The 12,831-nt window shown below is 69.1% G+C and carries 9 protein-coding genes; 3 read left to right on the forward strand and 6 right to left on the reverse strand.

Annotated elements, in window-relative coordinates; genetic code table 11:
* Positions 1-360 precede the first annotated feature (360 nt).
* The 6 genes from A3CU_RS0133290 to A3CU_RS0133315 are packed head-to-tail and all read right to left on the reverse strand — an operon-like array spanning position 361 to position 9,166.
* Positions 361-2,706, reverse strand: a complete 2,346-nt coding sequence (locus A3CU_RS0133290) for a polysaccharide lyase 8 family protein (RefSeq protein ID WP_027945896.1) — start codon at positions 2,704-2,706, stop codon at positions 361-363.
* Positions 2,707-2,762: 56 nt separating this feature from the next.
* Positions 2,763-4,229 (reverse strand): aldehyde dehydrogenase (NADP(+)), encoded by a 1,467-nt coding sequence (locus A3CU_RS0133295; protein WP_027945897.1) that lies wholly within the window; start codon positions 4,227-4,229, stop codon positions 2,763-2,765.
* A 27-nt stretch (positions 4,230-4,256) separates the two neighbouring features.
* Positions 4,257-5,408 carry a hypothetical protein gene (locus A3CU_RS0133300; RefSeq protein WP_027945898.1) on the reverse strand — a complete coding sequence of 384 codons (1,152 nt, stop codon included), beginning with the start codon at positions 5,406-5,408 and terminating at the stop codon, positions 4,257-4,259.
* A gap of 4 nt (positions 5,409-5,412) precedes the next feature.
* Entirely contained in the window at positions 5,413-6,669 is a 1,257-nt protein-coding gene (locus A3CU_RS0133305; RefSeq protein WP_027945899.1) for a glucarate dehydratase family protein, read from the reverse strand.
* A 1-nt stretch (position 6,670) separates the two neighbouring features.
* Positions 6,671-7,603 carry a 5-dehydro-4-deoxyglucarate dehydratase gene (locus A3CU_RS0133310; protein WP_027945900.1) on the reverse strand — a complete coding sequence of 311 codons (933 nt, stop codon included), beginning with the start codon at positions 7,601-7,603 and terminating at the stop codon, positions 6,671-6,673.
* Positions 7,604-7,654: 51 nt separating this feature from the next.
* A complete protein-coding gene (locus A3CU_RS0133315; RefSeq protein WP_027945901.1) occupies positions 7,655-9,166 on the reverse strand; it encodes a sodium:solute symporter family protein in 1,512 nt (503 codons plus the stop codon).
* 148 nt (positions 9,167-9,314) lie between these two features.
* On the opposite strand from A3CU_RS0133315, the gene A3CU_RS0133320 reads away from it, so the two are divergent.
* The 3 genes from A3CU_RS0133320 (at position 9,315) to A3CU_RS47965 (ending at position 12,646) form a co-directional block, all read left to right on the forward strand.
* The gene (locus A3CU_RS0133320) at positions 9,315-10,136 is read left to right on the forward strand and encodes an IclR family transcriptional regulator (protein WP_027945902.1); all 822 of its coding nucleotides are present in this window, start codon (positions 9,315-9,317) and stop codon (positions 10,134-10,136) included.
* A 55-nt stretch (positions 10,137-10,191) separates the two neighbouring features.
* On the forward strand, positions 10,192-11,025 hold the full coding sequence (locus A3CU_RS0133325; protein ID WP_027945903.1) for an NAD-dependent epimerase/dehydratase family protein: 834 nt from the start codon (positions 10,192-10,194) through the stop codon (positions 11,023-11,025).
* A 373-nt stretch (positions 11,026-11,398) separates the two neighbouring features.
* Positions 11,399-12,646, forward strand: coding sequence for an HNH endonuclease signature motif containing protein (locus tag A3CU_RS47965; RefSeq protein ID WP_052372616.1), 1,248 nt, complete (start codon positions 11,399-11,401; stop codon positions 12,644-12,646).
* The last annotated feature ends 185 nt before the right edge of the window (positions 12,647-12,831 follow it).

Here is a 12,831-nt window from a genome sequence, read left to right on the forward strand (position 1 = left end):
TGTCCGACCGCAGCACCAGCGCGCCCAACTCGGCCATCCACCTCGTCGACGGCCGCCCGATCGGCATACCGGCCGCCATCCGGAGAGCACGCATGAACTCCCGCTATGGCAACGGATTCGGTTCGTCGCGGGGCAATCCCACGTGCGAAAGGACCAGCCTGTCCTCTTCGGACAGCCCCATGTCGCGAGCGCAGGCCGTATCGTGATGAGGTTCGAACGCAGCAGCGAGTTCCACGCGGGTGAGCAGGTGTCAGGAGTCTGCCACAGCGAGTACAGCCGCGACATGCCGAGCGACCGTTATTGAGTCTCATCGACCTCTCCGGGCCAGCTGCCGGCAACGCCGTGAAGTACGGAGTTGTCCTACAGCGGCACCACCTTCGTGGCGCCATAGGTTCCTTGCAACGGCACAACGACCTTCTTGCCCCGCACCGTGACGGTCACGCTTTCCTGAAGCTGGGTCGGGTCGGAAACGGCGAGCTGCCATCGGCCGTCCTTGCGCCCCAACGCGATCGACGCCGGGCCCGAGACGCTCACCTCTTCGACCGAGCCTTCGGCGAAGAAGTTCGCCAGCAAGGTGTTGTCCGACAAGCGAATCGCCTGTACCGAGGCCGTGTTCGCCCGCACCCGCCACGACCTTGCCGATGCCGCCGTGGCGACCCAGCTCGCGGCGGGGAGAACGGCATAGGCGTACCGCGCGCCCGACGGTTTGACGTCGTGCTCGATCAGCAGCTTCTGGTAACGCCGGGTGTAGGGCACCGTGGTGCCCTTGGTGTTGGCGCCGGTGTCGATGTCCCGCCAGGATCCGGTCCGGTCCTCGCGCAGCGTCGTCAGTCGCGCGTCGTCGAGCAGGACGTAACCCCCGACATCCGCCAGGTGCAGCCAGCGCGGGTTGTCCACAGTGGATGTCTCGCCCAGCGCCGCGCGGGAAGGCCTGCCGTCGACCAGAAGCACCCCCGAGCCGTCCTCGCCGAGGCTTCGGTTCTCCACCACCGTCCGCACCCGCTCGCCGGAGGCGTCGGTGATCCCGGCGCCGAGGCAGACCACCCCGGACGGGGTGAAGAACCACGACTTCTTCGCGGTCAGCGTGCCGTCCGCCGACACGAAGTCCAGCGCGTACGCCCCATGGCCGGCGGACCACCGGACACCGCCGGTGTGCGCGTTCTTCGTCAGCGGCACCTGTCCCAGCGGGCCGGTCGCACCGGTCTTCACCGTCGTCCCCGGCAGCAGCAGCGGATCGACGGTCGGCCAGTAGGCGTCGGTGTAGTGCCCCTTGGCGTTGGGCAGGAACGTGTACAGCACGCCGTCACCGGTGTACCAGCCGTGCAGGTTCATCGAGTTGATCGACTCGTAGCGGGAGATCCGGGTCGAGCCGACGCCGAGCGAGGCCGACCAGCCCTCGGTGACGTGCACCATCCGGTCCTGCTGCCCGAAGATCCGGTGTTCGGCGACGATCGGAGCGGGCCGCACCCCGGTCGCGAGCATCTCCTGAGCGAACTCGATGCCGGGGATCGCCACCAGGTCCGGGCCGGGCGCGAACCGCTCCGGGTCCGGGATCTTCAGGAACGGGGCGTACGTGCCCTCGTCAATCCACTTCGCCGCGAGCCCGCCCAACTCCGTCTTCGCGGCTCCGGTCGCCGAACGCGCGAGCAGTACGACCGCGACGGTCAGCTGATGCCCGATGTCGTGCCCGGTCTCACCCTGCCGCGAGAGCATCCGGCCACGCACGGGCTCCATCATCGCGCCCGCGTACACGAAGGGCGCGAAGCTGTCGGCGACCAGCGCGAAGATCTGCTGCCGCAGCGCCTCCGGGAGCGCGAACTCCGTGCCCTGGGTGACGTGGATCGTGCCCGCCAGCGCGGTGAGCAGGACGATCCCGTAGTGCCCGGGGTACGGGATCGAGTCGTGCTGGATGAACGAACCATCGGTGTGGAACCCGTCCCCCGCCGCCTTGTCGAGCTTCGCAACGACACTCGCCGCGCCGTTGCCCTCGGCGTCGACGAGCGCGTCCAGTCCTTTGCGGATGCGGGCGGTGTCTCCCAGCATCGCGCCGGACACGATCGCGATCAGGGACTTGTCCGCCCGGTTCGCGCCGGTCTCCACGATGCTCGAGTTGTTGGTCCGGCGGTTCGGGTCGTCCACGAACCGTAGGACCGGCCGGAGGTACCGCGCGAGGTCGGCCGGATCGAGCTCGTCGGCCACCACCGACAGGGTGTGCAGGAGGTAGTACGGGATCCCGATCTCGTAGGTGTACCAGTTGCCGAGTTCGGCGGTGTTCTCGTTGTACTGGTTGGTGTACAACAGATCGAGCGCACGCTTGACCCGGTCGAGGACGACCGGGTCGCCGGAGGACGTCCCGCCCGGCGTGCCCCAGTCGACCGCGATCGCCCGCAGCCGCGCGTACATCGACGTCGTGTAGTCGCTGCCCGGCCCGAACGGCAGGTCCGTCCATAGTGGACCGGAAGTGACCGACATGCTCGCGTTGTAAGCCTGGGCGACGCGTCCGAGATTCGCCAGCGCCTCGGTCCGCTCCGGCGACGGCCGGTTGATCCCAGTCTGCAACTCCCGATACGCCTTGACGATCGACGCGCACGCGGCACCCGAAGAAGGTTCGTTCGCCGCGAACGCGGGACGGGCCGTGGCGGTGAGCGCGATCGAAGCGGCCGCGATCGCGCCGCCCCGCAGGGCGGTTCTCCTGGACACGGGCATGGCGGAACCTCCGAGCGTCGTCGGTTGGTTGCGGGAAGGGATAAGGAGTTACCGGGTCAACGCATGCCGTCGGTCCGACGCGGGAGCCGCCACTCGTTGGCCTCGCGCAGCGCCTCGGGCAGCAGGACGTCGGGGAAGCCCTGCCACGCGATCGGGCGGAGGAACCGCTCGATCGCCGCGGTGCCGACCGAGGTGGTGGTCGGCGCGGTGGTCGCCGGGTACGGGCCGCCGTGCTGCTGGGCCCAGCTCACGGTCACGCCGGTCGGCCAGTCGTTCCACAGCAGGCGCCCGGCGATCCGGGTGAGCGCGGGCAGCAGGCCGGCCACGAGGTCGGCCTCGTCCTCCTCGCCGTGGACCGTCGCGGTCAGCCCGGGTTCAAGGGTGGCCAGCACGTCTAGCAGTTCGGCCTGGTCGGTGTAGGTGACGACGATCGACGCGGGGCCGAAGCACTCTTCGTGCACCACCGCCCCGCCGGCGAGGAACTGCTTCGCCGTGGTCGCCAGCAGGGTCGGGGTGAACCCGGAAACATCCCCAGTACCGTCGGCCGTGCCTGCTACGACGACGCTGACACCAGGCACCGCGCGCAACTCGCGGAGCTTGTGCTCGTAGCCGGACGCGATGCGGTCGTTGAGCATCGGCTGGGCCGCCACCGCGCCCACCGCTTCGCGCAGGACGTCGTCGAGGCCGTGCCCCTCGGGCAGGAAAAGCAGGCCGGGCTTGGTGCAGAACTGCCCGGCGCCCAGGCTGAACGACCCCACGTAGCCCTTGGCGATGGTCTCGCCGCGCGCGGCGATCGCACCCGGGGTGACGACGACCGGGTTGACGCTGCCGAGCTCGCCGTAGAACGGGATCGGCACCGGCCGGGACACCGCGATGTCGAACAGCGCCCGGCCACCGGGCACCGAACCGGTGAAGGCCGCCACCGCGATCCGGGGGTCCTTCAGGGCGGTGACGCCGACCTCGACGCCGTGGATGACATCGAACATGCCCTCCGGCGCACCGGCCGCGACGAGTGCTTCGCGCACGATCTGGCCGGTACGCGTGGAAAGCTCCTCGTGGCCGGGGTGCGCCTTGAGCACGACCGGGCAGCCCGCCGCCAGCGCGGACGCGGTGTCGCCGCCCGCGACGCTGAACGCGAAGGGGAAGTTGCTCGCGGCGAACACCAGTGCCGGGCCGAGCGGGACGAGCACGCGGCGGATGTCCGGGCGCGCGCCCATCGGCCATTGGAGGTCCGCGTGGTCGACGGTGGCACCGAGGTACTCGCCGTCGGCCAGGACCTTCCCGAACAGGCGCAGCTGGAACGTCGTCCGGTTCAGCTCTCCCCGCAACCGGGGCGACGCCGGTAGGTGGGTCTCGGCGTGCGCGAGCGGGACCAGTTCCTCAGCGGCGGCGTCAAGCGCGTCGGCGACCGCGCCGAGCCACCGCGCACGTTCGGCCGGGGTCGCGGCCGCGGCGGGACTCGCGGCGGCAGCGGCGGCCGCGAGGATCTCTTCCAGGGTGACACGGTCGGTTTCCTGGCTCATGCTTTCCTTACTCCTCAAGCGCAATTCTCAGCGGCGGTGTGCGGCGGCGCTCGCGGCCAGCAGGTCCGGCCAGCGGGCGGGTCCGGCGAGCCCGAGGTGGTACAGGTGCAGCTCGTCCGCCCCGGCCTTGCCGAGTTCGGTGACGTAGGCCTCGATGTCGGGTACCGGGCCGGCCGCCACCGCGGTGACATAGCTGCCGACGGCGACGTCCTTGGGGAGCTTCGCCCGCGCCACCGCGACCGCGTCCACACTGGACTGGCCGGGTGCCCAGTTCTGCAGGACGACGGCGTCGGCGTCGGCGGGCGCGGCGGGGGTGAGGCCGGGCAGCGCGCCGGTGACCCACTCATCGAGCGCGCCGTGCAGCACGATCCGGGTACCGGAAGGGAGACAGTCCAGCACCGCGCGCCGCAGCGCGTCGGTCGCGGCCTGCCGGGTTTCCAGGATGCCGTCGCGCACCGAGGGCAACAGCTTGTCCCCGGTCTGGGTCAGGTCACCGCTCGCGATCAGCCGCCGCACCTCGCCACGCAGTTGCTCGCGGACAGTCTCCGCGTCGTGGCCCCGCTCGGCCCAGCCCCCGGCGCAGGCGGCGCAACAGCACACCGACAGCAGCCGCGCCACCGCGGGCGCCCAGACGCCGTCGGTCTTCTCGTGCTGGTGCTGGTGGACCACGCCGAGCGGCCCGCAGGCCTCCAGGATCACCGACGAGAGCTCCAGTCCGTCGACGGCTTCCGCGGTCAGCGTCGCCGAGTACTCGCGAACTGCCGGCTGCGCCGGGCACAGCGCCCACGGATAGACCTCGCCGAAGCAGTTGCGCACGGCGACATCCGGGAAGGCCGCGCCCAGCTGGGAGTTGCGCGTGAGCACGAGCCAGGCGGCCGCCGGGATCCCGGCCGCGTTGAGCAGCCGGACCGCATCACCGCCGCTGTCGGGCCGTGTCATCCAGTCCGGAGTGGACGGACGGAGTTCCTTGCCCTGCCAGGCCTGCTCGCGCACCGGACGGTAGAACGCCGCGTGCCGTGCCACCACCGAGCTGCCGTTCTCCGACCACGGGGTCGCGGCACGGGTGCTGTGGTAGGACAGCGCCACGGCGACCTCGTCGGCCTCCAGCTCGGCCGCGCGGTCGGGGAAGCCGGGTGCGTCGAGCACGTCCCAGGCGTAGGCGTATCCGGTCACCTTCACCGGGTCACCACCTCGCCGTGTTCGGCTCGAAGCCGGGTTCGAACTTGCGCATGTAGGTCACATCGTCGCGTTTCGTCAGTCCACATCGGACAAACCGCTCGTTGGCCTTCGCGAGCGCGTCCGGATCGAGCTCGATCCCGAGCCCCGGCTTGTCCGGCACCGCCACCGCGCCCTCGCGGAACTCCAGCGCGCCCGGCGCGATCACGTCGTCGGACTTCCACGGCCAGTGCGTGTCACAGGCGTAGGTGAGATGCGGCGTGGCGGCGGCTACGTGCACCATCGCGGCGAGGCTGATGCCGAGGTGGCTGTTGGAGTGCATGGACAGCCCGACACCGAAGCTCTCGCAGGTCACCGAAAGCGCCTGGGTAGCCCGCATCCCGCCCCAGAAGTGGTGGTCCGACAGCAGGACGCCGATCGCGTGTGCACGGAAGGCGGGTTCGATGTCGCCCTGGTCGACCACGCACATGTTGGTGGCCAGCGGCATGTTCGCGTGCCCGGCGACCTTCGCCATGCCCTCGATGCCCGGCGTCGGGTCTTCGAGGTACTCCAGGACGCCGTCGAGTTCCTTCGCCACCGCGATCCCGGTGTCAGGAGTCCACGCGGCGTTGGGATCGATCCGCAGCGGATGCCCGGGGAACGCCTCCGCGAGCGCGTGAATGCCCTCGACCTCCCGTCGCGGCTCGAAAACCCCGCCCTTGAGTTTGATCGAGCGGAACCCGTACTCGTCGATCATCCGGCGCGCCGAGCCGACGAGCTGCTCTGGCGTGACGATCTCGCCCCACGAGTCCTCGGACCCGTCGAGATGGGCGGCGTACTTGTAGAACAGGTACGCCGAGAACTCGACCTCGTCGCGGGCCTTGCCGCCGAGCAGGTCGGCGACCGGCAGGCCCAGCGCGTGCCCCTGTGCGTCCAGGCAGGCGACCTCGAACAGCGAGAACACGCTCGAAAGGGTCTTGCGGATGGAGAACCCGCCGATCAGCCCGTGCTCGTCGGTGAGCACTGTGCCCGCGAGGGTCTCGCCCACGATCCGCCGCAGCCCCGGCAGGTCGAACACGTCGTGCCCGCGCAGCCGCGGCAGGACCTTGCGCACCTCGCCGAGGAAGGCGGCGTCGCCGTAGGACTCGCCGAGCCCGACGACGCCGTCCTCGCAGATCACCTGCACGACGCTTCGCAACGCGAACGGCTCGTGCACGCCCATCACGTTGAGCAGCGGCGGATCCGCGAACGCGACGGGCGTCAGCACTACATCCTGGATTTGCATGTCACAGCGCCTTTAGTGCGGTGAAGCCGTTTTCGACGATCTGCGCCAGCCGGTCGAGCTGCTCCGGCGTCGGCGCGACCAGCGGCGGGCGCACCGGCCCCACCTTGTCCCCGCGCAGCCGCACGGCGGCCTTGACCAGCGACACGGCGAACCCCGGCGTCTCGTCCCGGAGCGCGACCAGTGGCAGGTAGAAACTGTTGAGCAGGGCGTCCATCACGGCGTTGTCGCCCTCGGCCAGCGCACGGTGGAAGCGGTGCGCGATCTCCGGCGCGAAGCAGTGCACCGCCGAGGAGTACTGCGCGACACCGATCGACGCGTACGCCTTCGCCGAGACCTCCGCGGTCGGCAGCCCGTTGAAGAACAGGAAATCCCGCGCCCGCTGGGTGCCGACGGACCGGATCGCGGTCACGATCCGGGTCATCAGCTCGACGTCGCCGAAGCCGTCCTTGAGCCCCACCACCGACGGGATGTCCAAAAGGGACACCGCGGTCCGCGCGGTGAACACCCCGGTGCCGCGGTGGTAGACGATCACCGGCACCGACGACTCGCCGACCGCGAACCGGACGAAGTCGACGAGCCCGGCGGGCGGGCCGGACACGAGGTACGGCGGGAGGAGGAGCACGCCGTCGGCACCCCCCTCCTCCGCCGCGGCGACCGCGGACCGCGCCGTCGCGGCGCCCCCGCCCGCACCGACCCAGACCGGGACCCGGCCGTTGACCACCTCGCGCGCCTTCGCCAGTACCGCCGCGTGCTCGGTGGGCGAGAGCGAGCTCAGCTCGCCGGTCCCGCAGGCGACGAACACCGCGCCGGCCCCGGCGGCCACGTGGCTCTCGACGTGCTCCGCGAACGCGTCGAGGTTCAGCTCGAGGCCCTCGGTGAACGGGGTGACCGGGAACGCCAGCAGGCCGTCCAGCTCGATCTTGGGCTGTGCCATCAGTTTCTGCTCTTTTCGTCCTTGTCGGTGGTGGCCGGGCGTCGGCCGGTGTCAGGCGGGCACGCCGGAGCCCTCCTTGGTGCCCGTCGAAGCGACCTCGTCGTCGCGGTCGATGGTGTCGATGATGACGTCGGTGCTGTCCTTCCGCTCGGGCGCGATCAGCCCCAGCGCGATGTAGAGCACCAGCGAAATCAGGACCGGCGTCGCGATGAGCGCCGTCTGGCTGACGTCGAACACGTAGTAGACCAGTCCGTATGCGATGAGGCCGCCCGCCCACGAGACGATCGCGGCCCTCGCCCCGCACCGGCGGAACCATCCCAGCATGCCCAACAGCAGCGGGATGGAGATCGGGCCCATCAACGCCGCCACCCAGTTCACCACGATCTGCAGCACGCCGCCGAGGTTCTGCGCCTGGGTCGCCACGATCATGGTGAGCACCACGAAGGTCACCGTGGTGATGCGGGCGGCCTTCAGGCCTTGGGTGTCGGTCCACTGCCGGGCCTTGCGGAACATCACCGGGATCATGTCCCGGGTGATGACCGCCGAGATCGCGTTCGCGTCGGAGGAGACCATCGCCATGGTGTGCGAGAAGATCCCGGCCAGCACCAGCCCGATCAGGCCGGGCGGCAGGAACGTCGTGGTCATGATCGCGTAGGAGTTGTTGGGGTTCTGCACACCCGGGATCAGCAGCGGCGCGGCGAACATCGGGAACATCAGCACCAGCGGCCAGACCAGGTACAGCCCCGCGGAGAGCCGCGCGCCGCGCCGGGCCGCGTGGGTGTTCGGCGCGGCCATGTAGCGCTGCGCCAGGTTCCACATGCCGCCGTTGTACTCGAAGGTCTTCACCAGCACGTAGACGAGAAGGAAGATCGTGGTGTACTTCGAGGTCGTCGGGTTGACGTGGGCCGCGGGCAGTTTGTCCCACATGGTCCACAGCGCCGAGATGCCGCCGAGCTTGCCGAGCACGACCACGATCATCACGATCGCGGCGACGGCCTGGATGATGAACTGGCCGAGCTCGGTGAGCGCGTCCGCCCACAGGCCGCCGACAGTGCAGTAGAAGAGCGTGATGACACCCGTGATGAGGATGCCGACGTTGTAGTCCACCCCGGCGAACACGTTCAGCAGCGTCGCGACCGCGAACCACTTGGAAGCGATGTCGAAGACCTTCAGCAGGCTGCCGCTCCACGCCAGCACCTGCTGGGTAGGCACGTTGTACCGCTTGGCGAGGTATTCCAGCGGCGAGGCCACACCGAGTTTCGACCGCAGCCGGTTCCAGCGGGCCGCGAACAGCCAGCTGCCGATCGCGACGCCGACACCGATGCTGGCCATGCCCCAGAAGTACACGGTGATGCCGTCGGTGTACGCGACGCCCGCGTACGCGACGAACAGGACGGCGCTGTAGCCGGACATGTGGTGCGAGATGCCCGTCAGCCACCAGGGCATTTTCCCGCCCGCTGTGAAGAAGTCCTTCACGTCGACGACCCGTTTGTGCGACCACCAGCCGATCAGCACCATCAGCCCGAAATAAGCGCACATCATCGCCCAGTCGAGTACGTGCACCGCTGACTCCCTTCCGCGTCCACGGTGATGCGGTCGTTCACATCCATGAACGGAGTCTGTTATAGTGATAGTGTTCATCTACAAGAATGCTGTTCGGGACGCTAATATAGCCGTGATCACAAGTCAACGGCCGGTTGGAGGAGCGCGGATGCCACAGAAGGCGGACACCCCGGTGTTCACTGGTCCCGGGTCCGCCGGTGATACCAAGGAGACGGCCGGGGTCAAGTCGGCCCGTCGCGCGGTCGACCTCATCGAAACCTTCGCGGCAAACGACGTCTGGCTGTCCCTTTCGGACCTCCACGCGCGGACCGGCTTCCCCCGGTCGAGCCTGCACGGGCTGCTGCGGACCCTGCTCGACGCGGGTTGGCTGGAGTCGGACCCGAACACCGCGCGGTACCGGCTCGGCGTCCGCGCACTGCTCTGCGGCACCGCCTACCTCGACCGCGACCCCGTCGTCCCGTTCGCGACCGAGGCGCTGGAGCGCATCCGCGAGAAGACCGGCTTCACCGCGCACTTCGCGCGCCGCAACGGCACCGAGGTCGTCTACCTGGAGACCCGCGAGGCACGGCGCTCGACGCACCTCATCTCCCGCGTCGGCCGGACGCTGCCCACCCACGCGACCGCGCTGGGCAAGGCGCTGCTGGCCGAGCTGACCCACGACGAGATCGACCAGCTGATGCCGGCCGAACTGCCCGCCCTCACCCCGAACACGATCACCACCCGCGAAGCGCTGCACGCCGAATGCGCCATCACCCGGGAACGCGGCTATGCCTCGGAAATCGAGGAGGGCACCCCCGGCGTCCGCTGCGTGGCCGCGGTGATCCCCTACCGGATCCCCGGCACCGACGCGATCAGCTGCTCGATGCCCATCACCGAGGCCGACGACGCCGAGGCCAAGCTGGTCGGCGAACTGCTGGCCGAGGCCACTGCGGAACTCGGCCGGCGGCTGCGCCGCGCCGGGATCCGCTGACCCCTCCCCCACAGTCCACTCCGGACTGACGTTCCCTGGGAAAGGACCTGGATTCATGGCAGACCAGCGCGTGCTGATCACCGGTTCGGCGGGCGTCGTCGGCACCCTCATGCGGCCCCGGCTACGGCGCGAGGGCCGGGTGCTGCGCCTGCTCGACCTCGCCCCGCAGCCCCCGGCCGAGCCGGGTGAGGCCGTCGAACTGCTGACCGGGTCGGTCACCGACGCCAAGGCGATGGCGGCCGCGTGCGAAGGCGTCGACGCAGTGATCCACCTGGGCGGGCACAGCAGGGAGAACTCCTGGGAAGCCACCCTCGACGTCAACATCAACGGCACCCACACCGTGCTGGAGGCCGCGCGGGAAACGGGGGTGTCACGGGTGATCCTGGCGTCGAGCAACCACGCCGTCGGCTTCCGCCGCAACGACGAGGGCAGTATCGCCGGGGCCACCGGGCTTCCCGCCGACTCCTCGCCGCGCCCGGATACCTATTACGGCGTAAGCAAAGCCGCGATCGAGGCGCTCGGCAGCCTCTACCACTCGCGGTTCGGGATGGACGTCATCGTCATCCGGATCGGCTCGTGCTTCGAAACCCCGCTGCCGCTCGGCCCGCGTGGCCTCACCACGTGGCTCTCCCCCGGCGACGGCGCGCGGCTCTTCGAGGCCTGCCTCAGCGCGCCGTCGCCCGGCTACCGGCTGATCTGGGGCGTCTCGGACAACACCCGGCGGATCTACTCCCTGGCCGAAGCCGAAGCACTGGGCTACCAGTCGCTGGACGACGCCGAGGTCTACGCCGACCAGTTGGCGGACAAGCCCGCGCCGACCGGGATCGCCGCCGAGCACGTCGGCGGCCCCTTCTGCACGGCGCCGTTGGGCGAGTTCAACCCACTGTGAGCCGTGCAGCCGTTGCATCGCCACTTCGTCGGTCCGGTCCGGTCCCGATCGAGCGGCAGCATTTGTTCGAGTAGTCGCTGGGCGCGGTCCAACGGATCCCCGCCGCCGAGGACCGCCATGATGCGGTCGGCGACCCGCTGGCCCGGAACTAACAAGCCAGCTTTCCGCTCGCAAGATCGTCCTGGTCCAGGCCGGACAATTCGCCACCGAAACAATCTGACCGAACCCCGGCAACCCAGCAACAGCCGGAAGCGCTGCTAACTCGCGGGGCAGCGCTTCCGGCACTACTTGCGACTTCCTGCGTTGACCCTGACACATCACATTAACCCAAACGAGTGTCGAACACATGCTCTAAACTTGATAGAATGGTCGCATGTCCGAGCAGACTCCCGCTTCCCAGTTGTGGCAGGTTCCCGATCGGGACCTGGCCGCGATTGTGGCGGCGCGTGAGGAAAAGCTGCGGATCGCCTACGCGAAGATGCTCGAGGTCGTGGGCGAGAGCGAGCAACGCAGGTTGGGAAAGTCCTTGGGGTTCAAGGACACCGCCGCGTTCCTGACGGATACCCTGCGGATTTCCGCGCGGGAAGCCAAACAGCGCATCGAGCACGCTCGGGCAACCATGCCTTCGTCGTCGCTGACAGGTGTGCCGCAACCCCCACCGCTGGCCGCCACCGGCGCAGCCCTGACTGCCGGGGACATCAACGCAGAGCACGTCCAGGCGATAACCACGACCTGTCAGGCGTGCCCGGCGGAGATTCCGGTCGAGCAACGTGAAGCGGATGAGCGGATCCTGGTGGAGCTGGCTCGGCAGGCCGGGCCGGAGACCGTGCGGAAAGCCTGCCGCCGGCTGCACGCGATCTGGGATCAGGACACCGCGCCACCAGCCGACAAAGACCGCGAGGAGGCCAACCCACTGCGGCGATTGGACATCACGCGCCGCAAGGACGGCAGCATGCGCTTCAGCGGCGAACTCGACGCTGAATCCGCCGAAGTGCTCGACGGGCTGCTCGGGCCGCTGGCGAAACCACACAAGAACCCCGAGACCGGCGAACACGATACCCGCGCCGCCGCCGAACGCGCCGGAGACGCACTCGCCGAGATCATCGCCCTGGCCGCCCGCTGCGACGAACTGGCCACCCAAGGCGGTGAACGCGCCGTGATGACCGTTTCGGTCACCCTCGCGGAGCTGGAGAACCGTGTCCGGCAAGCCTTTCTCGACATCCCCGGGCTGTCGAGTGTGGACGGACTTCGCCGCCTGGCATGTGAGTCGAAGGTGGTGCCCGCGATCTTCGGCAACAACGCCGCGCCTCTCTATGTGGGGGATGCTTCTCGGTTCGCCACTCCCGCTCAGCGTCGCTATCTGGCCGCCCGAGATGGCGGATGTGGGTTTCCGGGCTGCACCCGTGGTCCTAAGTGGACGACACCGCATCACGTCACGCCGGTCTGGTCGGTGGACAAGCGCACCGACGCCGATAATCTCGTGCTGCTCTGCGCTCGCCATCATCGGGTAATCCACCATACGGCGTGGGTGCGCCATGAGGCGCTTGTTGTATCGAACGGAGGTGGGAGACCTTCGTCGCTGGGTCGTCGCAGCGATCTGGTGAAGCTGAGGGCAGCCTGAATCCTGTTGGGAGTGTTGGGGTTTGGGTGGGAAGCGGCNCTGACAAAGGCGGGGCGTGCCAGTACTGCCAGATGGTGCGTGCCTGTTGAGCGAGATGAGAAGGTATACGTGAGAAATCAGTGTTTGACGCCTCGTTATGTGGAGCCGGCTCGAAACCTGGTGGATCTGGGCCGGTACTGCGGTGC

It is taken from the genome of Amycolatopsis taiwanensis DSM 45107, from assembly GCF_000519205.1.
Classification (GTDB): Bacteria; Actinomycetota; Actinomycetes; order Mycobacteriales; family Pseudonocardiaceae; genus Amycolatopsis_E; species Amycolatopsis_E taiwanensis.

Coding starts and splice junctions, on each gene's coding strand:
- A3CU_RS0133320 (WP_027945902.1), top strand. CDS start 9,315: ATGCCACAGAAGGCGGACACCCCGGTGTTCACTGGTCCCGGGTCCGCC.
- A3CU_RS0133325 (WP_027945903.1), top strand. CDS start 10,192: ATGGCAGACCAGCGCGTGCTGATCACCGGTTCGGCGGGCGTCGTCGGC.
- A3CU_RS0133290 (WP_027945896.1), bottom strand. CDS start 2,706: ATGCCCGTGTCCAGGAGAACCGCCCTGCGGGGCGGCGCGATCGCGGCC.
- A3CU_RS47965 (WP_052372616.1), top strand. CDS start 11,399: ATGTCCGAGCAGACTCCCGCTTCCCAGTTGTGGCAGGTTCCCGATCGG.
- A3CU_RS0133305 (WP_027945899.1), bottom strand. CDS start 6,669: ATGCAAATCCAGGATGTAGTGCTGACGCCCGTCGCGTTCGCGGATCCG.
- A3CU_RS0133310 (WP_027945900.1), bottom strand. CDS start 7,603: ATGGCACAGCCCAAGATCGAGCTGGACGGCCTGCTGGCGTTCCCGGTC.
- A3CU_RS0133295 (WP_027945897.1), bottom strand. CDS start 4,229: ATGAGCCAGGAAACCGACCGTGTCACCCTGGAAGAGATCCTCGCGGCC.